This is a genomic window from Streptomyces sp. NPDC001410, assembly GCF_042895235.1.
GTDB lineage: Bacteria > Actinomycetota > Actinomycetes > Streptomycetales > Streptomycetaceae > Streptomyces.
On sequence record NZ_JBIAWE010000009.1, the window covers coordinates 358,441 to 385,228 of the forward strand.

The window sequence follows — 26,788 nt, forward strand, 5'->3', positions numbered from 1 at the left end:
GCCTGTGGTGGCTGAAGTCGGGCAAGCCGGTCAGAATTTGGGCATGAGAAGGGGATGAACCGGGCTTCGCCCGCCGGGTGCGGCCGACGCGAGCGAGTTGTTCGACAGCGGGAGGCAGCGGTGAGGACAGCGACTCTGGGTCCGGTGCAGCGCGCCGAGGCACTGGCGGCGATGGCGGAGCGCGAGCTGGACGTGCTGGTGGTCGGCGGCGGAGTGGTCGGCGCCGGGACCGCGCTGGACGCCGTGACCCGCGGCCTGTCCACCGGCCTGGTCGAAGCCCGCGACTGGGCGTCCGGCACCTCCAGCAGGTCCAGCAAGCTCGTTCACGGCGGCCTGCGCTATCTGGAGATGCTCGACTTCGCCCTGGTCCGCGAGGCACTGAAGGAGCGCGGCCTGCTCCTGGAGCGGCTCGCCCCGCACCTGGTCAAACCGGTGCCCTTCCTCTACCCGCTGCAGCACAAGGGCTGGGAGCGCCTGTACGCGGGCTCGGGCGTGGCCCTGTACGACGCGATGTCCATGGCCCGCGGACACGGCCGGGGCCTGCCCCTGCACCGGCACCTGACCCGCCGTCACGCCCTGCGCGTCGCCCCCTGCCTGAAGAAGGACGCCCTGGTCGGCGCCCTGCAGTACTACGACGCGCAGATGGACGACGCCCGGTATGTGGCGACCCTGGTGCGCACGGCGGCGTCGTACGGCGCGAAGGTGGCCAACCGCGCCCGCGTGACCGGGTTCCTGCGCGAGGGCGGGCGGGTCGTCGGCGCCCGGGTGCAGGACGTGGAGGGCGGCGGGGAGTACGAGATCCGCGCCCAGCAGATCGTCAACGCCACCGGTGTGTGGACCGACGACACGCAGGCCATGGTGGGGGAGCGGGGCCAGTTCCACGTCCGCGCCTCCAAGGGCATCCACCTGGTCGTGCCCAAGGACCGCATCCACTCCACCACCGGTCTGATCCTGCGCACGGAGAAGTCGGTCCTGTTCGTCATCCCCTGGGGCCGGCACTGGATCGTCGGCACCACCGACACCGGCTGGGACCTCGACAAGGCCCACCCGGCGGCCTCCAGCGCCGACATCGACTACCTGCTGGAACACGTCAACTCGGTGCTCGCCGTCCCGCTCAGCCGCGACGACGTGCAGGGGGTGTACGCGGGCCTGCGTCCGCTGCTGGCCGGCGAGTCCGACGCCACCAGCAAGCTCTCCCGCGAGCACACCGTGGCGCATCCGGCGCCCGGTCTCGTGGTCGTGGCGGGCGGCAAGTACACGACGTACCGGGTGATGGCGAAGGACGCCGTCGACGAGGCGGTGCACGGCCTCGACATGCGCGTCGCCGACTGCGTCACCGAGGAGATCCCGCTGCTGGGCGCGGAGGGCTACCGGGCGATGTGGAACGCGCGGGCGCGGATCGCGGCCCGCACCGGACTGCACGTGGTCCGGGTGGAGCACCTGCTGAACCGGTACGGCTCGATGGCCGAGGAGATCCTGGACCTCATCGCCGCCGACCCCGCCCTCGGCGAGCCGCTGCAGGCCGCCGACGACTATCTGCGCGCCGAGGTCGTGTACGCGGCCTCGCACGAGGGCGCCCGGCACCTGGACGACGTGCTCACCCGCCGCACCCGCATCTCCATCGAGACCTTCGACCGGGGCACCCGCAGCGCCCGTGAGGCCGCCGAGCTGATGGCACCCGTGCTCGGCTGGGACAAGGACCAGATCGAGCGCGAGGTGGAGCACTACGAGAAGCGGGTCGAGGCCGAGCGGGAGTCCCAGCTCCAGCCGGACGACCAGACGGCGGACGCGGCGAGGCTCGGGGCGCCGGACATCGTGCCGCTGAGCTGAGGCGGGCCTGCCTCCGACTTTCACTCGAACGAGTGTCGCGAACTGGGATCTTCGTTCGGAACCGGTGCGTTCTACCAGGTGCGAGGGCAGAACTCGGCGGCGAGCAAGGCCGGTTCGAGCCTGGGATCTGCGATCGCGTCCGTGTTCACACGGAAGGTGAGGACATGTCGGCCGTCGGCGGTGGCCGCGGTGCGCACGTAGCTCCCGGATATCCGGCCGTTGTGTCCCCACACCGTGATGCCGCACGGGAGCTTTGCCGGAAAGATTCCCATGCCGTACGAGCCATGTGCGGCACGGGTGTTGAGCATCTCGCGCAGCCAGCGCGAGGGCAGCAGCCGGCCGCCGAGCAGGGCCGCGTAGAAGCGGTCCAGGTCGGCGAGCGTGGTCACCAGCTCACCCGCCGCGCCGGCCACGCGCGGGTCGAGCCGGGTGACGTCGGAGCCGTCGGCGGCGTAGGCGCGGCCGTGCGGCAGCGGAAGTGAGCTGCGGAATCCGGGAAGAGAGGTGCCCGCAAGACTGAGCGGAGCGATGATCCGGCGCCGGACCTCGGTGGCGTACGAGTGGCCGGTGACCTGACGGACGACCATGCCGAGCAGGACGTAGTTGGTACTGGAGTAGGCGTAGCGGCCCGGGTGGGCCGGAGGGAGGGTGAGGGCGATGCGCACGGCCTGAAGCGGGGTCAGGGGGACGATCCCCCGGGTGGCCCGGGTGAAGTCGGCGAGCCCGCTGGTGTGGGTGAGCAGGGCGCGCAGGGTGATGTGCCGTCCGTCGGTGCCGCGTCCGCGGAGCAGCCCCGGCAGGTACCGCTCCACGGTGTCGGACAGGGACAGCCGGTGTTCCGCGGCCAGTTGCAGCACGACCGTGGCGACGAAGGTCTTGGTGACGCTGCCGGCGCGGAAGTGGTCGGCGCGCGCCATGCCCGGACCGGCGGCGGTGTAGCGGGAGCGGTTTCCGTCCAGAGCCAGCAGGGCCGCGGCGGGTGCCCCGCCCCGGGTGACCAGCAGCGGGAGGACCGTGTCCGTGGCGGCGGCGGTCGAGTCCGGAGAGGAAGCGGTGGGGGCGAGCAGCAGGGTCAGCAACACCGGTATGGACAGGACTGTCCGAAGCGTCGGCATCCGGACTCCTCTCTGCTCGGGTCCATCATCCCGGTAAGCGGAACCTCGGCTTCAGTGGGTGTTCCGGTGTGCGGAGCCCGGGACGGGGCCAGAGGCACCCTGGGCGTCGGCCACTTGTCGGGTGAGAGACAATGGAGGCTCTGTCAGGGCGGGTTGCATGAGGGGACGCATGTCGGAGGCGGAGCGGGCGGGCACATCCCGTCAGGAGACTCGTCAGGACAAGAGCGAGCGTCGTCTCCTCGCCGGGCGGTACCGGCTGGGAGACGTGCTGGGCCGCGGCGGTATGGGCACGGTGTGGCGCGCCGAGGACGAGACCCTCGGCCGGACGGTCGCCGTCAAGGAGTTGCGGTTCCCGTCGAACATCGACGAGGAGGAGAAGCGGCGCCTGATCACGCGCACCCTGCGCGAGGCCAAGGCGATCGCCCGGATCCGCAACAACAGCGCGGTGACGGTCTTCGACGTGGTCGACGAGGACGACCGGCCCTGGATCGTCATGGAGTTGGTCGAGGGCAAGTCCCTCGCCGAGGCCATCCGCGAGGACGGCCTGCTGGAGCCCAGGCGCGCTGCCGAGGTCGGGCTGGCCATCCTCGACGTGCTGCGCTCCGCGCACCGCGAGGGCATCCTGCACCGTGACGTGAAGCCGTCCAACGTGCTCATCGCCGACGACGGCCGGGTCGTGCTCACCGACTTCGGTATCGCGCAGGTCGAGGGCGACCCGTCCATCACCTCCACCGGCATGCTCGTCGGCGCCCCCTCCTACATCTCCCCGGAGCGCGCCCGCGGGCACAAGCCGGGACCCGCGGCCGATCTGTGGTCGCTCGGTGGCCTGCTGTACGCGGCGGTCGAGGGTCTGCCGCCGTACGACAAGGGTTCCGCGATCGCCACGCTGACCGCGGTGATGACCGAGCCCCTGGAGGAGCCCAAGAACGCGGGTCCGCTCCGGGACGTCATCTACGGCCTGCTCACCAAGGACCCGGCCCAGCGGCTCGACGACGCCGGCGCCCGGGCGATGCTCAACAAGGTGATCCACGCGCCGGCGCCGGAGGCGATGGACGCCACCCGGGTGGTTCCGCTGCCGGCGCAGCCCGACGGGCCTGAGGGCAAGCGGGGCGAGGAGGCCGGGGAGAAGCTGCGCGGGGCGCTGCGTTCGGTCCGCAAGGCGGCCGGCGCGGCGGGGTCGTCGCCGTCCGCGCGTGCGAAGAGCGGTGGCGGTACGGCGGCTCCGGGTACCGGCGGCAAGCCGGCCGCGAAGAGCGGTTCGGGCACGGGTGCCGGGACGCCCGGGCGGCCGGCCGGTCCGGCCCAGGGTTCTGTCACGCCGAACTCCAGCGCGAACAAGCCGAGTTCGGGGTGGCCCGTGGTGCCGCCGCCGGACCTGGACCTGTCGCCACGGCCGGTGCCGAGAGCGCCGCTCACCGACGTGGTGCCCAAGCGGACGCTGGTGATCATCGCGGTGGTGGTCGTACTCGCCGTGATCGGCACCGTGCTGGCCATCGTGTTCAACGGGGGCGACGACAAGGGCAGCAAGAACGGCAGCGGTGCCAAGGCCGGGGCCAGTGCCAGCGCCTCCACCAAGCAGGACAAGGGCGCGGGCAGCAAGGACGGCACCGACGGCGACGCCAAGACGGACGGGAACACCTCGGCGTCCGCCACGACCGGCTCGGCGACGCAGACGAGCGCCGGCCCGGCCGGCGACGACGACTCCGACTCGTCCGGCTCGAAGAGCGACGGCAGCGCACCGGTGGCGTCGACCCGCAAGGGCGCCCAGGGGTACTCGATCGGGCTGCCCAAGGGGTGGAAGTACAAGTCCACCGGGCAGGCCGGAGACCGCTACACCGGGCCGAACGGGCAGATGCTGCTCGTCGGCTGGACCAGCACGCCCAAGGACGACCCGGTGGCGGACTGGAAGAACCAGGAGCGGTACATGTACCGCGCCCAGTACCGGAAGATCCGCATAGAACAGGTGGACTACCGCGGCTGGAACACGGCCGACTGGGAGTTCACTTACGTGGAGGGCGGTACCAAGTACCGTTCGATCGACCGGGGGTTCGTCGTCAACGGCCATCAAGGGTACGGGCTGATGTACACGGCCAAGGCCGCGGAGTGGAACAGCGCGCTGCGCAAGGACACCTGGAAGACGCTGACGACGTCCTTCGAGCCCAAGCCGTGATGTGAACGAGCCCTGTTTGGGGCCGTGAGAATCCGTCATCCCCTCAATGCGACTTGCCTCCGGCACGTATCGTGAATGGTTGCGGACCGTACGGAGCCGGATTGTGGATGCGCAACGGGCCGTATGGGAACGGATGTGAACGACCAGGCGGCCGGGGGAGGCAACGTGGACGACTATGCGGGCCGGGTGCTCGCCGACCGCTACCGCCTGCCGCTGCCGCCCTCCGACGAGTACGAACTGACCGAGACCCGGGCCTTCGACACCTACAGCGGTCAGGAAGTGCTGGTCCGTCAGGTGCCGTTGCCGGAAGTCGTCGAGGCCGAGGTGCTCGACGCCGAGGGGCTGCCCGAGGGGTTCACCGCCCGTGAGCGCGGGACGCGTCGTACCCCGGCGGCCCGGACCGCCACCCGCCGGCCCTCGGACCCGGCGGTGCGGCGCGCCGTCGAGGCGGCGCAGGCTGCGGCGAGCATCCCCGACCATCCGCGACTGGACCAGGTCTTCGACGTGTTCGCCGAGGGCGGCTCACTGTGGATCGTGAGCGAGTGGGTGGCCGCGCGTCCGCTGTCCGCGCTGCTGGCCGAGCAGCCGCTGACGCCGTACCGGGCGGCCGAGGTCGCCTCCGACGTCCTCATGGCGCTGCGCGTCCTGCACGGCCACGGCTGGGTGCACCGCAACATCACCGCCCGCACGGTCCTCGTCTGCGACGACGGCCGCGTGATGCTGACCGGCCTCGCGGTCGGCGCGGCGGAGGAGGCACTGTGCGGGTACGACCCGGTGCCGGTCCCGGACGGGCAGCAGGGCCGGGAAGGGGCGGCGGGAGCCACCGGGCCGGGCGGCGGTGCCGGTGACGGCGTCGGCACGGGTGGGCAGAGCCTGCGCGGGCAGGGGCTGGCCGGCTCCGGTGGACAGTGGCCCGGCGGAACCGGTGACCAGGGCTTCGGCGGCTCCGGTGGTCAGGGTCTCGGTGGCGACGGCGGGCGCGGTGCCGCAGGTGGCGGTGTTCCGGCCGGTGCGGTGAGTGGCCCGGCGGACGGTTCGGGACCCGTGCCGTCCCCCGATGTGGATCCCGAGGCGGCGCGGCGGGCCGCGATCCAGGCGCGGGCGGCCGGTGGGCTGCCGGTGCCGGGCGCGAACGGGGCTTCGGGTGGAGCCACCGTCCCCGGACCTGCGGGCCGACGGGCCCTGGAGAGCGGCGACGACATCCGTGCCGCGCGGGCCGGGGCCATCGCCGCCTACCGTGCGGGAGCCCGGGCCGCAGCCCGAGTGCAGGAAACCCAGCAGAACGGCCGCGCCGCCCTGCCCGGAGCCCGCCCACCCGCCGAGGGCGAGGCCACGGGCAACGGCACAGTGCAGCCGCCGTACTCCTCCGGCCAGGCCGCCTCGCCGCCCGGCCGTATCGCCGACCCCTACGGGGTGCACGGCTCCGCCTGGCACGGCGCCTCACCGCGCACGGGCCCCGCAGGCACGCCGACCGCGCCGGTCTCGCCGACCGAGCCGGGCGGCGACGGACAGCGCCCCGGCCTGCCTCCCGGGGAGTGGCGCCCCGACGCAGCACCCGGCTCGGGCCGGCTGCCCGTACCCGGTCAGGGGTCTGCCGGTCAGCGGGGCGGCTCAGGTCACGGTGCTCCCGCTTCAGGTCAGCCGGGCGCAGCATCCGGCTCCGATCACCTGCCCGTGCCCGGTCAGGGGCACGCGGGTCAGTCGCGCGGCTCAGGTCACGGTGCTCCCGTTTCCGGGCAGCCCCCCGTCCTTCCCGCAGGTGCGGGCCTCACCCCGGTCGCCGGTGGCGGCCGCTGGGACGAGCCCGGTGGCGGGGCCGTACGCCGTGGTCCCGGCACCGCGCTCGCCGCCGAGCGGGCGCGGCAGGTGCGGATGACCGTCGTGGGGCCGGTGACCGAGCGGTGGGCGCCCGAGCAGGCCGGGCCCGTGCACGAGAACTGGCAGCTGGCGGCGCCGATCGGGCCTGCCACCGACCTGTGGGCCCTCGGGGCGTTGCTGTTCCGGGCCGTGCAGGGGCACGCGCCCTACCCCGAGGAGTCCACGGCCGAGCTGGTGCAGCTGGTGTGCGCGGAGCCGCCCGCCTTCGCCGAGGAGTGCGGGCCGCTGCGCCCGGTCGTGGAGTCGCTGCTGCGCCAGGACCCCACCGACCGGCTGGACTTCGAGGAGCTGAGCGGCTGGCTGCGCTCGCTGGTGCGCTCGGCGCCCGAGCCGGACGCCGGCGCCCATGTCGTCCCCGTCCCGCCCGCCGACCCGAGGCGGCTGCCGATCGTCCGGCGCCGCGGTGAGCTGGTGCGGCGGCGGCGCGCCGGGATGCCCGCGCCCCATCCGCACGGTCGGCACAAGCGGGCCCGGGAGGAGGCGGCCCGTTCCCCGCGCAGCCTCGGCCGGACGCTGCTCCTGCTGATACTGCTCCTGCTGGCCGGGGCGGTGGCGTACGCGATGCTCTTCATGCCGAAGCAGGGCGAGAGCGGCGCGGCGGGCAGCGACCGTACCGGCAGCGCCGGGGAGGCGAGTCCCGCGCCCTCCCACACCCAGCAGCCGTCCTCCGGGCAGTCCGCGAGCGGCAGTCCCTCGGCGTCCGAGCCCGCCACCGAGACACAGACGGGCGGCGACCCCTCCGTCGCCGACGGGTTCACCCTGCGCACCGACCCGGAGGGCTTCAAGGTCGCCGTCGCCAAGGGCTGGGACCGCACGCCCAAGAACGGCAGCGGCCAGGTGGTCTACTCGCACGGGAACTTCGAGCTGCTCCTCGTACCGGGACGGGACAGCGCCTCCGCGGGCGGCAGCGATCCGATGGTCTACCAGCGGGACAAGGAACGCGAACTGCAGCCGTACCGGGACTCCAGCTGGGCCACGGCCACCGGCCTGAGAACCATCGAGGTGGGCGGACGGACCATGGCCGAGGGCCAGTTCACCTGGACCGACGGGCAGGGGCGCGACCTGTACGTGCGCAACATGGCGATCCTGCTGAACGGCCGTTACCACATCGTCCAGGTGCGGGGCCCTGAGGCCGAGCGGGACGAGGTGACGCGGCTTTACGAGCAGGCCACGGCGACGTACCGCTACACGCGTTGAGCGCGCTGTATACCGGTCGAGCGACCGAGGATTCGGTTCCCGTTCGTGAAGAGAAGCGACAACCGTCACAGTGCGGTTTCCTTGACCCCCCGCGTGTTCCCAGCGGGCAGGCCGGTCCTTAGTCTGACCCTGTCAAGAGCATTGCGGGGCAACGTGAATCAGATGCAGGGCCTGCTGATAGCGGGCCGCTACCGGCTTGCCGAATCCATCGGCAGCGGCGGCATGGGCCGGGTGTGGCGCGCCCACGACGAGGTGCTCCACCGGACGGTGGCCGTCAAGGAGTTGACCGCCGCGCTCTACGTTTCCGAGAGCGACCGGGCCGTTCTGCTCGCCCGCACCCGGGCGGAGGCTCGCGCCGCCGCGCGTATCAACCACTCCGCCGTCGTCACCGTCCATGACGTGCTCGAACACGACGGCCGCCCGTGGATCGTGATGGAGCTGGTCGAGGGCCGCTCGCTGGCCGACGCGGTCAAGGACCGCGGCCGCCTCGACGCGCGCGAGGCCGCCCGGATCGGCCTGTGGGTGCTGCGGGCGCTGCGCGCCGCGCACTCCGCCGGCGTGCTGCACCGGGACGTCAAGCCCGGCAACGTGCTGCTCGGCCGGGACGGCCGGGTGCTGCTCACCGACTTCGGCATCGCCCAGATCGAGGGCGACACCACCATCACCCGCACCGGCGAGGTCGTCGGCTCGGTCGACTACCTCGCGCCCGAGCGGGTGCGCGGTCACGACCCCGGCCCGTCCTCGGACCTGTGGGCGCTCGGCGCCACGCTGTACACGGCGGTCGAGGGCCGCTCGCCGTTCCGCCGCACCTCGCCGCTGAGCACCATGCAGGCGGTCGTCGAGGAGGAGGCGGAGGACCTCCGCCACGCGGATGCGCTCGGCCCCGTCATCACCGCCCTACTGCGCAAGGAGCCGGCCCAGCGGCCGAACGCGGAGGAGACGGAGCAACTGCTCGCCGAGGCGGTGGAGGGCCGTCGGCCGAACGCCGCACAGGCCTTCGTACCGACCCAGGGCCGGGGCGTGGACACCGGCGGGTCGTACACCAGTGGGTCGTACGGCAGTGGGTCGTACGGCAGTGAGTCGTACGCCTCCGGGGCCGGCGCCTCGGGCCACGGCTCCGGGCCGGGTGCCGCGGGGCGTTCCGTGACCGGTCCGACGGCGGTGGGCCCGCAGGGGATGGGCCCGACCACGGTGGGGCCCACCGCACCGGCTCGCCCCCGCCCCCGGCGCCGTCTGCGCACGCTCGCGCTGGTCGTCGCCGTCGCGGCCGTGCTCGGCGGCGGTGCCGCGGTGGCCTTCAAACAGTGGGACACGAAGCCGCAGGACACCGAGACGGGCGGCGGGGCGACCCCGGCGCCCGCGACCTCGGCCAAGAGCAGCCCGGGTCCGGAGGGCGCGGTCCCCGACGGCTGGGTGCGCCAGGACGACCCGTTGGGCTTCAGCCTCCTCCTGCCCAAGGGCTGGACGCGCAAGGTGTACCAGAACGGCGGCGAGCTCAAGCAGGTCGACTACTCGCCCGACGGCGGCTTGCACTTCGTCCGCATCGCCATCGACACCAACCCGGACTTCGCCGACGCCTACCAGCACCAGAAGGACCTGGAACAGCAGCTCCAGCGGCTGATCGGCTACAGGACCGTGACCATGAAGGAGAACACCTACCGCGACTGCAAGGGCTCGCTGTGGGAGTACACCTGGACCGCGCTGAAGAAGGACCCGCCCTACGTGGCCGGCCCGCGACACGCCATCGAGGAGACGTACTACTCGCGCGAGGGCGTCGAGTACGCCATCTACATGTCGACGCCCGCCGCCGACTGGGCGACGACGAGCAAGCAGTTCAAGTGGGTCCTGCAGGGCTGGCAGCCGAACGCCGGCTGAGTCCCCGATGCTTGGCCGATGACCGCCCCGGAAGGCGTGCGGCCGGTGCGGCATGATGGGGCTCATGGGATCCGAGGGGGACGACTTCCGTGTGATCGCGGGCCGTTACCGCCTACTGGCGCGGATCGGGCGCGGCGGAATGGGCGTCGTATGGCGGGCGAGCGACGAGTTGCTGGGCCGTCAGGTGGCGGTCAAGGAGCTGGCCCCGGACGACTCCCTCACGGACGACGACGCCCGTCGCCGCCGGGAGCGCACCTTCCGTGAGGCGCGGGCGGTGGCGCAGCTGCGGCACCCGCACATCATCGTCGTGCACGACGTGGTCGAGCAGGACGAACGGCCGTACATCGTCATGGAGCTGATCGACGGCGGCTCGCTCGCCGACCGCATCGCCACCGGCGGGCCGGTCGACGCCGCCGAGGCCGCCCGGATCGCCATCGACCTGCTGAGCGCGCTGCGCACCGCGCACGCGGCCGGGGTGCTGCACCGGGACATCAAACCGGCGAACGTGCTGATCGAGTCCGACACCGGCCGGGTCGTGCTCACCGACTTCGGCATCGCACAGGTCGCGGGTGCCACCACGCTCACCGAGACCGGCTCCTTCGTCGGCTCGCCCGAGTACACCTCCCCGGAACGGATGTCCGGCGTCCGTACCGGGCCGGAGTCCGACCTGTGGTCGGTGGGTGCGCTGCTGTGCACGGCGCTCAGCGGCGAGTCGCCGTTCCGGCGCGACTCGCTCGGCGGCATCCTGCACGCCGTCGTCGCCGCCGACATCCGGCCACCCGCGCAGGCCGAGCCGCTGCTGCCCGTCGTACTCGGCCTGCTGGAGCGCGACCCCGACCGCCGGCTGGGCGCGGCGGAGGCCGAGCAGATGCTGCGGACGTACCTGGAGACGGGCCGCACCCCGGCCGGGCCGGGCGGCACACCGGGCTCGGTCCGCACGCCCCGGACCGGGGACACGAGGCGTCGTACACCCGGGACCGGTGACACGAGAGGCCGTACGCCCCGGCTCGGTGACTCCAGAAGCCGTGCGCCCGCGACCCCCTACACGCCCACCGAGCACGACGTGCCGCGCGGGCCGCTCACCCCGCCCGCGCCCACCGCCGAACAGCCCCCGGCCGCACGCCAGTCCGCGCGCGGAGTGCTGGTCGCCGCGCTGCTCGTGGCCGCGGTGGCCGGCGCGGGCGTCTCGGCGACGGCGCTGCTGCTGAACCAGGACGGCGACGGAAGAGGCGGCACCCCGAGCGGTACGGCGACCAGCCCGACGGCGCCCACCGGCAACTCCCCTTCCACCGGCAACTCCCCGTCCACCGGCGCCCCGAAGTCCCCGACGCCCACCGCGAGCAGCGCACCGACGGCCTCCACCACGCACACCGCACCCTCCGGCTACCGCACCGCCCGGGACCCGGCCGGCTTCTCCCTCGCCGTGCCGGAGGACTTCACCCGCGAACGCCAGGGCGAGCGGGTCTTCTACCTCTCCCCGGGGCAGACCTTCCGCCTCGGCATCAAGGTCGCCGCGCCCGAACCCGGCGGCCCCACCGCGGTGATGAACCGGTCGGCGGCCGACGGGCCCAGCACCAACCCCGGTTACCACGACGGCCGGGTCACCACGACCACGCACGCCGGACACCCCGCCGCGCTCTGGGAGTTCACCTGGAACGGCTTCAGCGCGGCGGAGGGCGCGCGCCACACCTACGACGTGTGCTGGGAGGAGGGCGGCCGGATGTACGACGTGTGGGTGTCGGCGCCGGTCGGGCAGGTCAAGGAGGCCCGGGAGTACTTCGACGTGGCCGTGGACACCTTCTCGGTCACGGGTTCGTGACCGGTTCGCGTTCCTTGTGGCTGGGACGCTCATGGCGCGATATGGATGAACCATGAGCAGTGACGGGGGAGCCGGCCGCACGGCCGACGACACGACGAGTTTTGTTCTGCAACCGCCGAGCCCGAACCCGGGTCCTCGGCCTCCGGTGGTGCCCGACCAGGGCGCCGGGCGGCTGATCGCCGGGCGGTACCGGCTGCTTGCCAAGCTCGGGCACGGCGGGATGGGCACCGTGTGGCGGGCCAAGGACGAGATGGTGGACCGCGAGGTCGCCGTCAAGGAGCCGAGGATCCCGGAGCACCTTCCGGAGCGGGAACGCGCCAACGCCTTCGAGCGGATGCGCCGCGAGGCGCGCGCGGCGGCCCGGCTCGACCACCCCGCGGTGGTCGACGTGTACGACGTCGCGGTCGTCGACGACCGCCCGTGGATCGTGATGGAGCTGGTGCGCGGGCGTTCGCTGGGCGACGCGCTCCAGGAGGGCACGCTGGACGCGCGCGAGGCGGCCCGGATCGGACTGCAGGTGCTCGGCGCGCTGGAGGCCGCGCACGCGGCGGGCGTCCTGCACCGGGACGTGAAACCGGACAACGTGCTGCTCGGCCGGTACGACCGGGTCGTCCTCACGGACTTCGGCATCGCGCAGATCGAGGGCGAGACGAACCTGACCGACACCGGCGGCTTCGTCGGCTCGCCCGAGTACATCGCGCCGGAACGGGTGCTGGGGCAGCGCCCCGGCCCGGCGAGCGACCTGTGGTCCCTGGGCGTGGTCCTCTACACGGCCACCGAGGGCGTCTCCCCGTTCCGCCGCAGCAACACCCCGGCCACCCTGCAGTCCGTCCTCAACGCCGCCCCGGCCGCGCCCGCCACCGCGCGGGGCCCGCTGGCCGAGGCCATCAACGGCCTGCTCCAGAAGGACCCCGCGCGCCGCCCGACGGCGGCGCAGGTCCGCGCCCTGCTGGAGGCGGCCGCCGACCCGCCGGCGCCGGAACCCACCCAGCAGGTCCGGGTCACCGAGCCCGCCGCCCGCTCCGCGCGGCCGGGCCGCAAGGTCTGGCTGGGCGTGGGCGCCGCCGTGGTCGCGGCCGCGACGGCCGGATACCTCGTCCTCGCCGACCCCTTCGCCGGCCCGCTCCCCGACGGCTGGACGAAGCGGGCGCACCCCAGGCTGGGGGCCACCCTCGCCGTCCCCGCGACCTACCAGGTGGGCCGCCCGGACAAGAACGCCACCGACAAGAGCTGGGTGTCGTACACGGACTGGAGCGGCGGCATCTCGGTCGTCCTGGACCTGACCAGGAAGTCGGAGGACTCCGGCGACCAGATCAAGAGCAACGCCGTGGCCCAGATGTGGGACGACGACGAGAAGTTCAAGAACGCGGGCGACTACGACCTCGACATGCCCAAGGGCGCGAGGACGGACCCGGACGACAACGCCAAGTACCGCGGCAGGCAGGCCGCCACGAACACCGTCGCCTACACGACCGACGACAGCGCGAACCCGCTCCCGCGGGAGATCCAGATCTTCTACTACCGCACCAAGTCCGGCGACCTCTACCGGCTCACCATCGGCTACCCGGGCAAGGGCGACTTCACCGCCCGGGGCCGGGAGGTGGCGAAGGCGGCGATCGCGAACCTGGACCTCACGACGCCGTGAGGGCGGGCTCCGCGGCCCGGACCCGCTCCCGGTACCGCCCCGGTGTGATCCCGAACTCCCGGCTGAACGCGTGCGAGAGGGCGTACGGGCTGCCGTAGCCGGTCTCCCGGGCCACCGTCGCCAGGGGCACGTCCGAGTCGCGCAGCCGGGTCGCCGCCATGGTCAGGCGCCACCAGGTGAGGTACGCCATCGGCGGGCGGCCGACCAGGGAGGTGAAGCGGCGGGACAGGGTGGCGCGGGAGACGCCCGCCTCCGCGGCCAGCCGGTCGGCCGTCCAGGGAGCAGCCGGATCGGAGTGCAGGGCCCGCAGCGCGGCCGTCGTCACCGGGTCGTTCAGCACCGCCGGCCACGCGCCCGTCTCCGCCCCTGCCATCCAGGCGCGGACCATGTAGATCAGCAGAAGGTCCAGCAGACTCGGCAGGGCCAGGCAGGAGCCCGGTCGGCGCTCGTCCAGCTCCCGCGCCAACAGGTCGACGGCGGTGCGCAGTTCGGGATGGTCGTGGTCGCCGACCCGGTGCGGCAGGTGCACCACCTGCGGCAGCTCCGCCAGCAGCGGGTGCGTGCGACTGCGGTCGAGACGGTACTTGCCGCACAGCAGCTCGACGCCGGTGCCGGACCCGGGAAGCCGTACGTCCGTGTCCCGCACCTCCTCGAACGGCACCGCCCGCCGCACCTCGGCGGCTCCCGCCGCCCGGTCCGCCAGCACGTGCCCCGCCCCGTGCGGCAGCAGCACCACGTCCCCCGTGCCCAGGGACACCGGGTCGCCGCCCCCGTCCGGGACGAGCCGGCACGCGCCGCTCAGGACGACATGGAAGCCCGCCCCCTCGTACGGCGCGAGCCGGACGCTCCAGCTGCCGCGCACCCGCAGCCGGTTCGAGGACGGCCGGCCCGCCCGGACCGCCGAGATCGCATCGCTCACCACATCCATGAGACAACAGCGTATGAGACAACGGCGTATTCGACAGAGCCGAATGAGCATTGGAACGTTCAGTCCAGGCTCCTAGGGTCATCGGTATGGCTGATGACAATGTGCAGAGCTTCAGGGTCGGCGACGTCGAGGTGCTCCGTATCGTCGAGTGGCGGGGGCCGTACGTGCCCGCCGGAGCCCTCGTCCCGGACTGCGGCCCCGAGGTGTGGAGCGCCCACGAGGAGGAACTCGTCCCCGACCACCGGGAGCCCGGTGGCGACCGTGCCGTGGTGGCGCTCCAGACCTGGGTGGTGCGCTCCGGCGGGCGCACGGTGCTGGTCGACACCGGCGTCGGCAACGGCCGCGAGCGTCCCGGCAACCCGCTCTTCCACCAACGGCAGGGGGACTTCCTGGACCGCCTGGAGCGGGCCGGCGTCCGCCCGCAGGACGTCGACGTCGTCGTCAACACGCATCTGCACGGCGACCATGTCGGCTGGAACACCCGCAACGCCGACGGCGTGTGGGTGCCGTCCTTCCCCGGCGCCCGGTACCTTCTGCCGGCCGCCGACGACCACCACTTCGGGCCCGAGGGCGGCTACGCGGGCGGCGTGCGCGTGGACGACCGGCTCGTCTACGAGGACAGTGTCGCGCCCGTGCACCGGGCCGGGCAGGCCGTGGTGTGGGACGGCGAGTACCGCATCGACGAGCATCTGGTCCTGGAGGCCGCCCCCGGCCACACCCCGGGATCCTCCGTGCTGCGCCTCGCCTCGCGCGGCGAGCGGGCCGTGTTCGTCGGGGACCTGCTGCACAGTCCGGTGCAGATCCTGCACCCCGAGTGCAGCAGCTGCTTCTGCCTCGACCCGCGGCAGGCGGCCGCGACCCGGCACCGGGTGCTCGAACGCGCCTCCGACGAACGGGCGTTGGTCGTCCCCGCGCACTTCGGTGGCGCCGGTGCCGTCGAAGTGCGCAAGGAGAAGGGGGAGTTCACCCTGCACCGGTGGGCCGCCTGACCGCCCGCTTCGACAAGGGCGTGGTGCGCACGGTACTCATGTGACATGACTGGAGACGGCGAACGCTCGCCCGACGGACAGTTGATCGGTGGGCGCTACCGGCTCCTGGAGCGCCTCGGCGCCGGTCCGTCCGGGACCGTCTGGCGGGCGCGGGACGAGCAGGACCAGCGGGACGTCGCCGTCAAGGAGCCCGTCCTGCCCGGGGATCCGGCCGACGGCGAGGAGAGCCGGCGGATCGCGCACCGCCTCCACACGGAAGCGCGCGCCGCCGCCCGGGTACGGCATCCCTCGGCCGTCACGCTGTACGACGTCGTCACCGAGGACGGACTCCCCTGGATCGTCATGGAGTTGGTCCAGGGGGAGTCACTGCGGGAGGCCGTCGGGCGCGGGCCGCTGGAGCCCGCCGAGGCCGCCCGGGTCGGGCTCGCCGTCCTCGGGGCGCTCCGGGCCGCGCATGCCGTCGGGATCGTGCACCGTGACCTCAAGCCCGCCAACGTCCTGATCGAGTCCGGCACCGGACGGGTCGTCGTCACGGACTTCGGGATCGGGGACGGGCACGCCGGAGAAGGGCCCGCCGAGTTCGTCGCGCCGGAGCGGGCGTCGGGGCGCGGTGCCGGTCCCGCCTCCGACCTGTGGTCCCTCGGGGCGCTGCTCGCCGCCGCCGTCGAGGGCGGGGACGCCGGCCCGCTCGGCCCCCTGCTGACCCGGCTGCACGCACCGGAGCCGGAGGCGCGGCCGGGTGCGGAGGAGGTCGCGGCGGTGCTGGAGGCGGCGCTGGAGGCGTGCGGGGGCGTGCTGCCCCAGGCGGAGACGACACCCGAGCCGGAGTCGGAGCCGGAACCCCGGCCCGCGCCTCCCGTTCCGGTCCCCGTGTCACCCACCCCCACCCCCACCCCCGACGCCCGCCGCCGCACCCCCCTCGCCGCCCTCGGTCTCCTCCTCGCGAAAAAACCCGGAGCCGAGTGATCGTCACCCCGACAACGCCCTGATCAGCACATTTGCTGCCAGTGATCACTGGCGTTGTGTGTGCACTCCGTGAATCCCCGTTACCGACGGGTACCCAAAGCCTTCGCCTCGGCATACCCTGCGCGTCATGACGGACTCGCAGGCCCCGGGCATCACCGGTACCAACCCCCTCGCGCCCGCCCCCGAGGGCGCCCGCACCGCCGCCGACGTGGTCACCCCCGAACTGGTGGCCCAGCTGACCAAGGGCGTCGTCGGCTCGGGCCGTACCGCCAACCACACGCCGTTCACCGGCGAGAAGCTGACCGACCTGCCCGAGTCCACCCCCGAGGACGTGCTCAAGGCCTTCGAGGCCGCCCGTGCCGCACAGGCGGTGTGGGAGAGGACGCCCGTGCGGCAGCGGGCCGCCGTGCTGCTCCGCTTCCACGACCTGGTGCTGGAGCGCCAGGCAGAGGTCCTCGACCTCATCCAGCTGGAGACCGGCAAGGCCCGCCTGCACGCGCACGAGGAGGTCCAGGCCGTCGCGGTGGCCGCCCGCCACTACGGCCGCAAGGCCCCCGCCTACCTGCGGCCCAAGCGGCACGCGGGCGCCATGCCGACCCTGACGAAGGTCACCGAACTCCGTCACCCGCGCGGCGTCGTCGGCCAGATCGCCCCCTGGAACTACCCCCTGGAGCTGTCGGTCGGCGACGCGCTGCCCGCCTTCGTCGCCGGCAACGCGGTCGTGATGAAGCCGGACACCGAGACCTGCCTCACCGCGCTCTGGGCGCGTGACCTGCTCATCGAGGCCGGACTGCCCGCCGACGTCTTCCAGGTCGTGCTCGGCGAGGGCCCGGTCGTCGGCCCGGAGGTCGTCCGGCACGCCGACTACGTCTCCTTCACCGGCTCCACCCGCACAGGGCGCGAGGTCGCGCAAGGTGCGGCGGCCCGCCTGGTCGGCGTCTCCCTCGAACTCGGCGGCAAGAACGCCATGCTGGTGCTCGACGACGCCGACATCGAGAAGGCCGCCGCCGGCGCCGTACGCGCCTGCTTCTCCTCCGCCGGCCAACTCTGCATCTCCATCGAGCGGCTGTACGTCCACGAGTCCGTCGCCGACGCCTTCCTGGAGCGCTTCGCCGCCCGCACCAGGGGCATGCGGCTCGGCAACTCCCTCGCCTACGGAGCCGACATGGGCTCGCTGGTCGGGGAACGGCAGCTGAAGACCGTCGAACGGCACGTGGAGGAGGCCGTCGCCAAGGGCGCGAAGCTGGTCGCGGGTGGCGCGGCCCGCCCGGACATCGGCCCGTACTTCTTCGAGCCGACCATCCTCGACGGTGTCGAGGACTCCATGTCCGTGTGCGAGGAGGAGACCTTCGGGCCGGTCGTGTCGATCTACCGCTTCAAGACCGACGACGAGGCGGTCGAGCGCGCCAACTCCACGCCGTACGGCCTGAACGCGTCCGTGTGGACCAGGAGCGCCCGCCGCGGCCAGGACATCGCCTCCCGGCTGCGCACCGGCACCGTCAACGTCAACGACGGCTACGCACCCGCCTACGGCAGCGTCCAGTCCCCGATGGGCGGCATGAAGGACTCCGGTCTCGGCCGCCGCCACGGCTCCGAGGGCATCCTCAAGTACACCGAGGCCCAGACGGTGGCCGAGCAGCGGCTGCTGCCGATGGCGCCGTCGCTGGGGATGGACGACGAGAAGTACGCGGCGTTCATGAGCCGCAGCCTCCGCCTCATGAAGGCGTTCCGTTTCCGCTAGAGCAAGACAACCCGTTCTCGACGAGGAGAGCACGTGTCGCAGGAGAAGTCTGTCCAGACCCGGGACGAGGACGGGTACGAGTACGACGTCATCGTCGTGGGTTCGGGGTTCGGCGGCTCGGTGACCGCCCTGCGCCTGACGGAGAAGGGCTACAAGGTGGGCGTCCTGGAGGCCGGCCGCCGCTTCGCCCGCGACACCCTCCCGAAGAACTCCTGGGACCTGAAGAACTACCTGTGGGCCCCCAAGTTCGGCATGTACGGCATCCAGCGCATCCACCTGCTGGGCAACGTGATGGTGCTGGCGGGCGCCGGGGTGGGCGGCGGCTCGCTCAACTACGCCAACACCCTCTACGTACCGCCGAAGGCCTTCTTCGACGACCCGCAGTGGAAGGACATCACCGACTGGCAGGAGGAGCTGAAGCCGTACTACGACCAGGCGCAGCGCATGCTCGGCGTCCGGCTCAACCCCACCATGACCCCCTCCGACGTGCATCTGAAGGCGGCGGCACAGCGGATGGGCGTCGGCGACACCTTCCACATGGCGCCGGTCGGCGTGTTCTTCGGTGACGGCAAGGACTCCGACGGGACGGCGAAGGCGCGGCCGGGCGGGCAGGTCGACGACCCGTACTTCGGCGGGGCCGGCCCGTCCCGCAAGGCCTGCACCGAGTGCGGCGAGTGCATGACCGGCTGCCGGCACGGCGCGAAGAACACCCTGAACGAGAACTACCTGTACCTCGCCGAGAAGGCGGGTGCGGTGGTCCACCCCATGACGACGGTCGTGTCGGTCACCGACGACTCGCGGGGCGGCTACGCGGTGGCGACGCTGCCGACGGACCGGAAGAAGAAGGGCGAGGGCCGGCTCTTCACCGCGCGGCGGGTCGTGATCGCGGCCGGTACGTACGGCACCCAGACCCTGCTGCACCGCATGAAGTCCGGCGGCCAGCTGCCCTACCTCTCCGCCCGGCTCGGCGACCTGACCCGCACCAACTCCGAGGCGCTGGTCGGCGCGCAGACGGACAACCGCCGCTACCGCAGGGCGACCGGAGAGGCGAGGGCCGACTTCACCCGCGGGGTCGCCATCACGTCCTCCATCCACCCCGACGAGAACACCCACATCGAGCCCGTCCGCTACGGCAAGGGCTCCAACTCGATGGGCGGCCTGTCGATCCTCCAGGTCCCCTATGCCGAGGGCTCCTCGCGCGTCCTGGCCTGGCTGGCCAACGCGGCCCGCCACCCCGTGCTGGTCGCCCGCTCCCTGTCCAACCGGCGCTGGTCGGAGCGGACCATCATCGGCCTCGTGATGCAGTCCCTGGACAACTCGCTGACGACGTACCTGAAGCCGGACGGCGTCGGCAAGGGCCTGCTCACCGCCCGGCAGGGCCACGGCGCGCCGAACCCCAAGCAGATCAAGGCCGCCTCGGAGGCAGCTTCGGCCCTCGCCACCGAGATCAACGGCTTCGCGGGCAGCAACGTCGGCGAGCTGATGGGCACCCCGCTGACCGCGCACTTCCTGGGCGGCTGCCCCATCGGCGCCTCCCCGGAGACGGGCGTGATCGACCCGTACCACCGGCTGTACGGCCACCCCGGCATCTCGGTCGTGGACGGCGCGGCGGTCTCGGCGAACCTGGGCGTCAACCCGTCGCTGACGATCACCGCGCAGGCCGAGCGGGCCATGTCGTACTGGCCGAACAAGGGCGAGGAGGATCCGCGCCCGGCGCAGGGAGCGGCGTACGAACGCTTGAAGCCGGTGGAGCCGCGCACCCCGGCGGTCCCGGCGGACGCGTTCGGCGCGCTGAAGCTGCCGTTCCTGGGGATTCCGGCGGTGCCGCCGAAGAAGTAGCCGGTGCGGCCGGAAGAGCACCGAGGGACCTGCATCCCCCTCCGAACGCAGGTCCCTCGCTCTTACCGTCTTCTTGATCCGGCAGCAGGTTTGATCAGCGAGGGGCCTGAACGGTTGCGCCGCCTCACGCGATTTTTATGTGACGTGAGTCACGCGTGAGGGGCGTGTGGCGGGGATGGCGAAAGGGCCCCGCGGGCTTGAGCCGCGGGGCCCTCTTTCGTCAGCACCGACGTCAGGGCGGCGCCGGTGCCTGGGAGCGGCGCCGGGGGGGTTGCGCCGCCTCTCCTGTGGTCTCGACCCCGGGCGGACAGGCGGGGATGGGCAATGCCGTTGTCTGCGAGGGGACTTGGGGGCTTTCTACGCATCGTGCTGGATGAGCGAGGCATCCGCAACCGTTTGACCCGGCACTGGTGCATTTTTGCAATTTTCCGCCGGTCGGCCCCGGGCGTCCCCGGAGCCGACCGTTCTCTTGGGTGACCGGGCTGCTGTCCCCTGCCGTCCGGTCACTTCTCTGGAGCGAGGTCCCACGGCGCACGGCACGACCCGTACGCCTCATCGCTCCAGCGAGCCACGCGTGGTTCTGTCGGGCCCGCCCCTGGCTGGCACGGACACCGGGATCAACGAAGCGGTCCGTGGGCTGGTCACGCGCCGTACGGGTGAGAGCGGGACCGAACTCAGATGCGACCCCGGCACAGCTCCAGCAGCGTCATCGCGAGGCTGGTGCCCGGCTTGCCGAGGGCCTCGCGGTAGCGGCCGAGGATCTCCATCTCGCGGGAGAGGTTCACCCGCCGGCCGCCGGAGGCGATGCGGGTCTGCTGGACGACGGTGGACACGGCCATCCGCTCCTGGATGAGCCCGATGATCCGGTCGTCGAGCGCGTCGATGCGCTCGCGGGCGTCTGCGATGGTCTGTTCCGGACTGGTCGTGGCCGCGGTGCTCATGCTGAGGGGCTCCTAGTGAGGTGACTGGTGGATGCCCCGGAACGACAGAACCCGGAAAACGACAGGCGCCCCGGGCCTTGTCGGCCCGGGGCGCCTGGGAAGTCGCTTGGCGTCAGCTCAAGCAGCACGACCATGGCAGCCGGCGGGCCGGGTGCCATAGGTAAAGACGAAGGTCGAGTGCTTGCGCATGGGGGCCAGTATGCCACGGCGTTCTTCTGCATCGCCGATCTGCCCGTGGGTCTGGGCGCGGAGCCCCCGGCCGACGGGAGCTGTCCCACGCGCACCCCAGTTAGAATCGGAAACACAGACCCCCGCCCAACCGCCGGAAGGCACCCCGTGTCATCAGCGACTCCCGCTGCCGCCACCCCCGACACCGTCCTGGTCGTCGACTTCGGCGCGCAGTACGCCCAGCTCATCGCCCGCCGTGTCCGCGAGGCGCGGGTCTACAGCGAGATCGTGCCGAGCACCATGCCGGTCCAGGAGATGCTCGCCAAGAAGCCCGCGGCGATCATCCTCTCCGGCGGCCCCTCGTCCGTGTACGAGGAGGGCGCCCCCCGCCTCGGCCGCGAGCTCTTCGAGGCCGGCGTCCCCGTCTTCGGCATGTGCTACGGCTTCCAGCTCATGGCAGAGGTCCTCGGCGGCACCGTCGACAACACCGGCGCCCGCGAGTACGGCCGTACCGACCTGCACGTCTCCCGCACGTCCTCCACCCTCTTCGAGGGCACCCCGGCCGAGCAGCACGTGTGGATGTCGCACGGCGACGCCTGCTCCGCCGCCCCCGAGGGCTTCACCGTGACCGCGTCCACGGACGTCGTCCCGGTCGCCGCCTTCGAGAACGACGAGCTGAAGCTCTACGGCGTCCAGTACCACCCCGAGGTCATGCACTCCACGCACGGCCAGCAGGTGCTGGAGCACTTCCTGTACCGCGGCGCGGGTCTGACCCCGTCCTGGACCACGGGCAACGTGATCGAGGAGCAGGTCGCCGCGATCCGCGAGCAGGTCGGCGACAAGCGCGCGATCTGCGGTCTGTCCGGCGGCGTGGACTCCGCCGTCGCCGCCGCCCTCGTAGCCCGCGCCATCGGTGACCAGCTGACCTGCGTGTACGTCGACCACGGTCTGATGCGCAAGGGCGAGACCGAGCAGGTCGAGAAGGACTTCGTGGCCGCGACCGGCGTCAAGCTGGTCGTCGTGGACGCCGAGGAGCGCTTCCTGACCGCGCTCAAGGGTGTCAGCGAGCCCGAGGAGAAGCGGAAGATCATCGGCCGCGAGTTCATCCGCGTCTTCGAGCAGGCGCAGGCCGAGATCATCGCCGACGAGGGCCCGGCCGTGGAGTTCCTGGTCCAGGGCACCCTGTACCCGGACGTGGTCGAGTCCGGCGGCGGCACCGGCACCGCCAACATCAAGTCGCACCACAACGTCGGCGGCCTCCCCGAGGACCTGGAGTTCAAGCTCATCGAGCCGCTCCGCAAGCTCTTCAAGGACGAGGTCCGGATGGTCGGCCAGGAGCTGGGCCTGCCGGAGGAGATCGTCCAGCGCCAGCCCTTCCCGGGCCCCGGCCTCGGCATCCGGATCGTCGGCGAGGTCACCAAGGAGCGCCTGGACCTGCTCCGGGACGCCGACGCCATCGCCCGCGAGGAGCTGACCGCCGCCGGCCTGGACCGGGACATCTGGCAGTGCCCGGTGGTGCTGCTCGCGGACGTCCGCTCGGTCGGCGTCCAGGGCGACGGCCGCACCTACGGCCACCCGATCGTCCTGCGCCCGGTCTCCTCCGAGGACGCCATGACCGCCGACTGGTCGCGTCTGCCGTACGACGTCCTCGCCCGTATCTCGACCCGGATCACCAACGAGGTCCGGGACGTCAACCGGGTCGTCCTCGACGTGACGTCGAAGCCGCCGGGCACCATCGAGTGGGAGTAGTCCCCCTCCTGAGGATCACGTCCGCTTGAGAGCGCGCACCGGCTCTCCGGGCTTCCAGACCTGGGCGACCAGGTACTTCTCGTCCTCGACGTAGGTCCGTACGACCTCCGTCAGCTCGGTGCGGAAGAGGTGGAACGGCTGCGGCGGTTCCACCTCTTCGACGTATGCCGCCTTGGCCACGCCGTCCTCGACCTCGAACGCCCGGCCGCTGATCCGCACGTCCCCGCTGCCCACGTCGGCGCCCGGGTTCGCCTGGAGCGCGAAGCGCGGGTCGCGCAGCAGGTCGAGGGCCTTCAGGGAGCGCGGCATCATGCCGAGCCACAGCTCACCACCCAGGAAGCGGACCTCCAGGCCGGACGTGCGGGGGGACCCGTCCCTGCGCAGGGTCGCGAGGACGGGGTGCCGGTAGGTGCCGAAGCGCTCCTCGGCGAGCGCTGCCAGATCGGGTGCTGCGGTGGTGAAGGCTGCCCAGTTCATACGTGCCAGTCTCACCGGCAAACCGGACATCCACTGTCGTGTATTCGCTGCGTACGTCATCTTTACAAAACAGCTCTGCCCTTTTGCGCTGACCGGCGGTAACTTCCGGCCCGTACAGCACTCCCCACGCTGGAGGACCTATGCACGGGCCCACCCCGCCCCTGCCGCTGCCCACCGACCAGCTGCAGTTCGCCATGCCGCCGATGCACGACTCGGTCGAGGACGAGCGCCGGCACCGCAAGGAGCGGCTCGCGGGCGCCCTGCGGATCTTCGGGCGCGCCGGATTCGAGGACGGGGTGTCGGGCCACATCACCGCGCGCGACCCCGAGTTCAGCGACTGCTTCTGGGTCAACCCGTTCGGGATGCCGTTCAAGCACGTCACCGTCAGCGACCTCGTCCTCGCCAACCAGGACGGACAGGTCGTCGAGGGCCGCTACCACGTCAACCAGGCCGCGTTCACCGTGCACGCCCAGGTCCACGCCGCCCGCCCCGACGTCGTCGCCGTCGCCCACTGCCACTCCGTGCACGGCCGGGCCGTCGCCGCGCTCGGCGACCTGATCGACCCGATCACCCAGGAGAGCTGCGCCTTCTACGAGGACGTGGCGCTCTACGACGCCTACACCGGCGTCACCGTCGACGCCGACGAAGGCCGCCGTATCGCCACGGCCCTCGGCTCCCGCAAGGCGCTCGTGCTGCGCAACCACGGGCTGCTGACCGTCGGGGACTCGGTGGACGCGGCGGCCTGGTGGTTCATGTCGCTGGAGCGGTCCTGCCAGGTCCAGCTGATGGCGAAGGCGGCCGGCCGGCCCGTCCTCATCGACCACAAGCAGGCCGTGGCCACCCGCGAACAGCTCGGCGGCGACCTGGTGGGCTGGATCAACTACCAGCCGCTGTGGCAGGACATCAGCCGCAGCGAACCGGACCTGCTCAGCTAGAAGCCCCGCAGGATGGTGGCCTTCGTCTGCGCGAACTCCTCGTCCGTGAGCACCCCGTCGCGGTGCAGCTCGCCCAGCTCCCGCAGCCGGCGCAGCAGTACGTCGTGGTGGTCGGCCTGCGCCGGAACGGTGGCCGGCGGCCGGTCCCGGTCCGTGAACGTGCCGCCGGTGCGGGTGGAGGGATGCGGCAGCCGGGCGGTGACAGCCGCCGCGACCAGCGCGGTCAGCAGGTCGCGCCGGACGCTGCCCCACAGGTCGAGGGTGTAGGGGTCCCGCTCGGGCGGCAGCTTGGTGAACGCCGTCTCCCGGGTCACGAACCTGAGGAAGCCGTCCTCGTAGCCGGAGTTGGGCAGCCACTCGACCTGGACCAGGTCGCCGAGGCCGATGATCCGCGGGCCGGTCGCGCGCTTGACCCGGTCGGAGGTGTCGGCCCAGTCGATGCGCACCTGCGCGCCGTCGAAGCAGACCGTGCCGTCGGAGGAGCGCACCGAGACCGGTACCGGCGGCCCCGGCAGGAGGTAGGCCGCCGTGGGCTCCTTGGGGACCTGGTCGAGCAGCAGCGCGTGCCGGATCTCCTCGGCGACGAACTCGGCGACCCCGCCGCGGTCCGCGTCCACGGCCAGCCGGTAGGGGTCGGCCGCCTCCGGGAGTCGCCCGCCCGTGGCCTGCAGCAGCGGGTCGGCGCCCTCGCGCAGCCGCATCCGCAGCAGGCCCCGCTTGCGCTGGGGTTCGTAACCGACGCCCGACACCGCTTCCAGCGGCACGGCGATCTCCCCGTACGTCTGCCGGAACAGCGGTACGGAACGGTGGAGTCCGGGGGTGATCCGGATCGTGCTGCCGTCGAACGCCCAGGTGCCGTCCCGCTGGATGATCTCGGCCATGGGGAGATTCTCGCAGCCGGGTCAACACAGCGGCCCGAACTTCACCCTCCGGGACCCGGACACAGGGGCCGGAACGGCCCTGCGTAGGGCACAATTCGCTCTCGACACAGGGGAGTTGCACGGCGGCGGGACGGCCCGCAGAGGGGGTCGCCGGTCGTGTCTCGGGCCGAGGGGAAGGCGGGCGTCGGGCGTGGCGGTGCAGGAGGCGAGGCAGGGCGCGGCAACGGGTGCCGAAGGGGCGCACGGAGGCGGCTGCGCCTGTGGGGACTGTCCGCACGGGGCCCGCGAGGGGCATCGGCGGGCCGTCGCCGCGTTCCTGCGTGCCCGTGACGAGTTCGCGGCCGGGCAGGGCCTGCCGGCGGGCGTGGCGCACTCGGCGTCCGCCTCCCGCCAGTGGGTCTCCGCGGAGCTGACCGAGCAGGCGGAGGCCGTCGCCGAACGGGGCCGGGCGGAGGGCGAGGCCTGGCTCGCCCGGCTGTGGCTGCGCACGGCGTGCGCGGTGTGGGGCGCGGTCGTCGCCCTGCTGCTCGCCGAGTCGCTCACCGCGGTCGGCGCGGACTGGACCGGCGCCCGTACGGCCGCACTGCTCGCCGCGCTCGTCGTCGCGGCGGCCCTGACCGCCGCCTCCTGGTTCCACCGGGCACGCGGCGGAGTCCTGGCCCCCGTCATCGGCGAGGACAACCGGATGTCCACCTCCCGTACGGTGGCCGCCTGCTGGGTGCTGTTCGTCGCCTACGCGGTGCTGCTGCTGGCGGGCCGCCTGGCCGCCGCCTCCGACCACGCCGGACGCGACGCGCTGCTCTCCGGCCTCGACCTCGCGCGCGGGGCGGGCGTGGTGACCGTCCTCGCCGTGGTGTGCGGCATCGCCGTGCTGGTCCGCCGGGTGGTCGGCCTGCGCATCCTCGGTCTGCGGCTGCAGAAGGTGCCGGCCCACCGGCCGCGCGCCGCCGACCTGCTGAGCGACGACTCCGGCCGGGGCGCCTTCGCCGACATCCAGTACGTCGTCATCAGCGCCGTCGCCCTGACCTTCGCCGCGGTACGGCTGGCCCGCCGCCCCGACCAACTGCCCGACCTGCCCTGGGGCCTCGCCGTCGTCGTGCTGATCTCGGCCGCGACCTACCTGGCCGGCAAGTACGCCGAGGGCGGACGCCCGGTGATCCTCTCCGTGGTCCGCGCCCGTGAGCCCGGTGACCTGGACGGACCGATCCGCACCGGCGACGACATCGAGATCCGCGGCACCGGCTTCGTCCCGCCCGGCGCCCGCAGCGCCGACCGCCTCTCCCGCATGGTCGTGCGCATCGGCGCGGTCGACGTCCGCGTTCCCCTGGTGCCCGTCGCCGGCGGCTTCCGCAACCCCACGGACACCGTCCTGACCGTCCCGGTCCCGGCCGAGGTGGAGCCCGGCTCGGTGGAGGTACAGGTGGTCACGGCGGCCGGCGTGGCGACCAACCGGTGCATAGTCCAGGTGACGGAGTAAGGGGAGGGGAGCGGTGAGCGAAGGCCGTGCGGCAGAACCTGGCCCGGATCTGGACTCGTGCGGCCGGCCCGAGTACGGGGATCCGAAATCCGGAAAAACGTCCGGGAGAGGATTGAACCGTTCCCGTTTGTCATACGTATGGTCAAGTGAGGGGTCGGCACGGCGGGT

General features: G+C 72.6%; 18 protein-coding genes. 13 read left to right on the top strand and 5 right to left on the bottom strand.

Annotated elements, in window-relative coordinates; translation table 11 throughout:
- Positions 1 to 120: 120 nt before the first annotated feature.
- Complete coding sequence (locus ACFY3C_RS22270; RefSeq protein ID WP_390771954.1) at positions 121 to 1,830, top strand: glycerol-3-phosphate dehydrogenase/oxidase; 1,710 nt, start codon at positions 121 to 123, stop codon at positions 1,828 to 1,830.
- Positions 1,831 to 1,901: 71 nt separating this feature from the next.
- Here the strand turns inward: ACFY3C_RS22270 and ACFY3C_RS22275 are convergent, their stop codons facing one another.
- Complete coding sequence (locus ACFY3C_RS22275) at positions 1,902 to 2,945, bottom strand: serine hydrolase domain-containing protein (RefSeq protein WP_390771955.1); 1,044 nt, start codon at positions 2,943 to 2,945, stop codon at positions 1,902 to 1,904.
- 169 nt (positions 2,946 to 3,114) lie between these two features.
- Between ACFY3C_RS22275 and ACFY3C_RS22280 the strand changes: the two genes are divergently transcribed.
- The 5 genes from ACFY3C_RS22280 to ACFY3C_RS22300 all read left to right on the top strand — a co-directional run bounded on the left by ACFY3C_RS22280 (position 3,115) and on the right by ACFY3C_RS22300 (position 13,529).
- Positions 3,115 to 5,115 (top strand): protein kinase, encoded by a 2,001-nt coding sequence (locus ACFY3C_RS22280; RefSeq protein ID WP_390771996.1) that lies wholly within the window; start codon positions 3,115 to 3,117, stop codon positions 5,113 to 5,115.
- Positions 5,116 to 5,280: 165 nt separating this feature from the next.
- Positions 5,281 to 8,190, top strand: a complete 2,910-nt coding sequence (locus tag ACFY3C_RS22285) for a protein kinase (protein ID WP_390771956.1) — start codon at positions 5,281 to 5,283, stop codon at positions 8,188 to 8,190.
- 162 nt (positions 8,191 to 8,352) lie between these two features.
- On the top strand, positions 8,353 to 10,065 hold the full coding sequence (locus ACFY3C_RS22290) for a serine/threonine-protein kinase (protein ID WP_386578365.1): 1,713 nt from the start codon (positions 8,353 to 8,355) through the stop codon (positions 10,063 to 10,065).
- A 64-nt stretch (positions 10,066 to 10,129) separates the two neighbouring features.
- Complete coding sequence (locus ACFY3C_RS22295) at positions 10,130 to 11,884, top strand: protein kinase (protein ID WP_390771957.1); 1,755 nt, start codon at positions 10,130 to 10,132, stop codon at positions 11,882 to 11,884.
- 52 nt (positions 11,885 to 11,936) lie between these two features.
- The gene (locus ACFY3C_RS22300) at positions 11,937 to 13,529 is read left to right on the top strand and encodes a serine/threonine-protein kinase (RefSeq protein ID WP_390771958.1); all 1,593 of its coding nucleotides are present in this window, start codon (positions 11,937 to 11,939) and stop codon (positions 13,527 to 13,529) included.
- Here ACFY3C_RS22300 and ACFY3C_RS22305 read toward each other — a convergent pair.
- On the bottom strand, positions 13,516 to 14,457 hold the full coding sequence (locus ACFY3C_RS22305) for an AraC family transcriptional regulator (protein WP_390771959.1): 942 nt from the start codon (positions 14,455 to 14,457) through the stop codon (positions 13,516 to 13,518). The genes ACFY3C_RS22300 and ACFY3C_RS22305 overlap by 14 nt on opposite strands.
- Positions 14,458 to 14,543: 86 nt before the next feature.
- Between ACFY3C_RS22305 and ACFY3C_RS22310 the strand changes: the two genes are divergently transcribed.
- The 4 genes from ACFY3C_RS22310 to ACFY3C_RS22325 all read left to right on the top strand — a co-directional run bounded on the left by ACFY3C_RS22310 (position 14,544) and on the right by ACFY3C_RS22325 (position 19,992).
- On the top strand, positions 14,544 to 15,446 hold the full coding sequence (locus ACFY3C_RS22310) for an MBL fold metallo-hydrolase (protein ID WP_390771960.1): 903 nt from the start codon (positions 14,544 to 14,546) through the stop codon (positions 15,444 to 15,446).
- A 45-nt stretch (positions 15,447 to 15,491) separates the two neighbouring features.
- Positions 15,492 to 16,412, top strand: coding sequence for a serine/threonine-protein kinase (locus tag ACFY3C_RS22315; RefSeq protein ID WP_390771961.1), 921 nt, complete (start codon positions 15,492 to 15,494; stop codon positions 16,410 to 16,412).
- Positions 16,413 to 16,539: 127 nt separating this feature from the next.
- On the top strand, positions 16,540 to 18,153 hold the full coding sequence (locus ACFY3C_RS22320) for a succinic semialdehyde dehydrogenase (RefSeq protein WP_390771962.1): 1,614 nt from the start codon (positions 16,540 to 16,542) through the stop codon (positions 18,151 to 18,153).
- Between the two features lie 33 nt (positions 18,154 to 18,186).
- The gene (locus tag ACFY3C_RS22325; RefSeq protein WP_386578371.1) at positions 18,187 to 19,992 is read left to right on the top strand and encodes a GMC oxidoreductase; all 1,806 of its coding nucleotides are present in this window, start codon (positions 18,187 to 18,189) and stop codon (positions 19,990 to 19,992) included.
- Positions 19,993 to 20,666: 674 nt separating this feature from the next.
- On the opposite strand, the gene ACFY3C_RS22330 is transcribed toward ACFY3C_RS22325, so the two are convergent.
- Positions 20,667 to 20,933: a chorismate mutase gene (locus ACFY3C_RS22330; RefSeq protein WP_390771963.1), complete on the bottom strand. Its 267-nt coding sequence runs from the start codon at positions 20,931 to 20,933 to the stop codon at positions 20,667 to 20,669.
- Positions 20,934 to 21,269: 336 nt separating this feature from the next.
- Between ACFY3C_RS22330 and guaA the strand changes: the two genes are divergently transcribed.
- Positions 21,270 to 22,850, top strand: coding sequence for a glutamine-hydrolyzing GMP synthase (gene guaA / locus ACFY3C_RS22335; protein WP_386578373.1), 1,581 nt, complete (start codon positions 21,270 to 21,272; stop codon positions 22,848 to 22,850).
- A gap of 15 nt (positions 22,851 to 22,865) precedes the next feature.
- Here the strand turns inward: guaA and ACFY3C_RS22340 are convergent, their stop codons facing one another.
- On the bottom strand, positions 22,866 to 23,327 hold the full coding sequence (locus ACFY3C_RS22340) for a pyridoxamine 5'-phosphate oxidase family protein (RefSeq protein ID WP_390771964.1): 462 nt from the start codon (positions 23,325 to 23,327) through the stop codon (positions 22,866 to 22,868).
- A gap of 140 nt (positions 23,328 to 23,467) precedes the next feature.
- On the opposite strand from ACFY3C_RS22340, the gene ACFY3C_RS22345 reads away from it, so the two are divergent.
- Positions 23,468 to 24,262 (top strand): class II aldolase/adducin family protein, encoded by a 795-nt coding sequence (locus ACFY3C_RS22345; protein ID WP_145879589.1) that lies wholly within the window; start codon positions 23,468 to 23,470, stop codon positions 24,260 to 24,262.
- Here ACFY3C_RS22345 and ACFY3C_RS22350 read toward each other — a convergent pair.
- Entirely contained in the window at positions 24,259 to 25,143 is an 885-nt protein-coding gene (locus ACFY3C_RS22350; RefSeq protein ID WP_390771965.1) for a DUF4429 domain-containing protein, read from the bottom strand. The two genes, ACFY3C_RS22345 and ACFY3C_RS22350, sit on opposite strands and share 4 nt — an antisense overlap.
- A 190-nt stretch (positions 25,144 to 25,333) precedes the next feature.
- Between ACFY3C_RS22350 and ACFY3C_RS22355 the strand changes: the two genes are divergently transcribed.
- Positions 25,334 to 26,620, top strand: a complete 1,287-nt coding sequence (locus ACFY3C_RS22355) for a hypothetical protein (RefSeq protein WP_390771966.1) — start codon at positions 25,334 to 25,336, stop codon at positions 26,618 to 26,620.
- Positions 26,621 to 26,788: the final 168 nt, after the last annotated feature.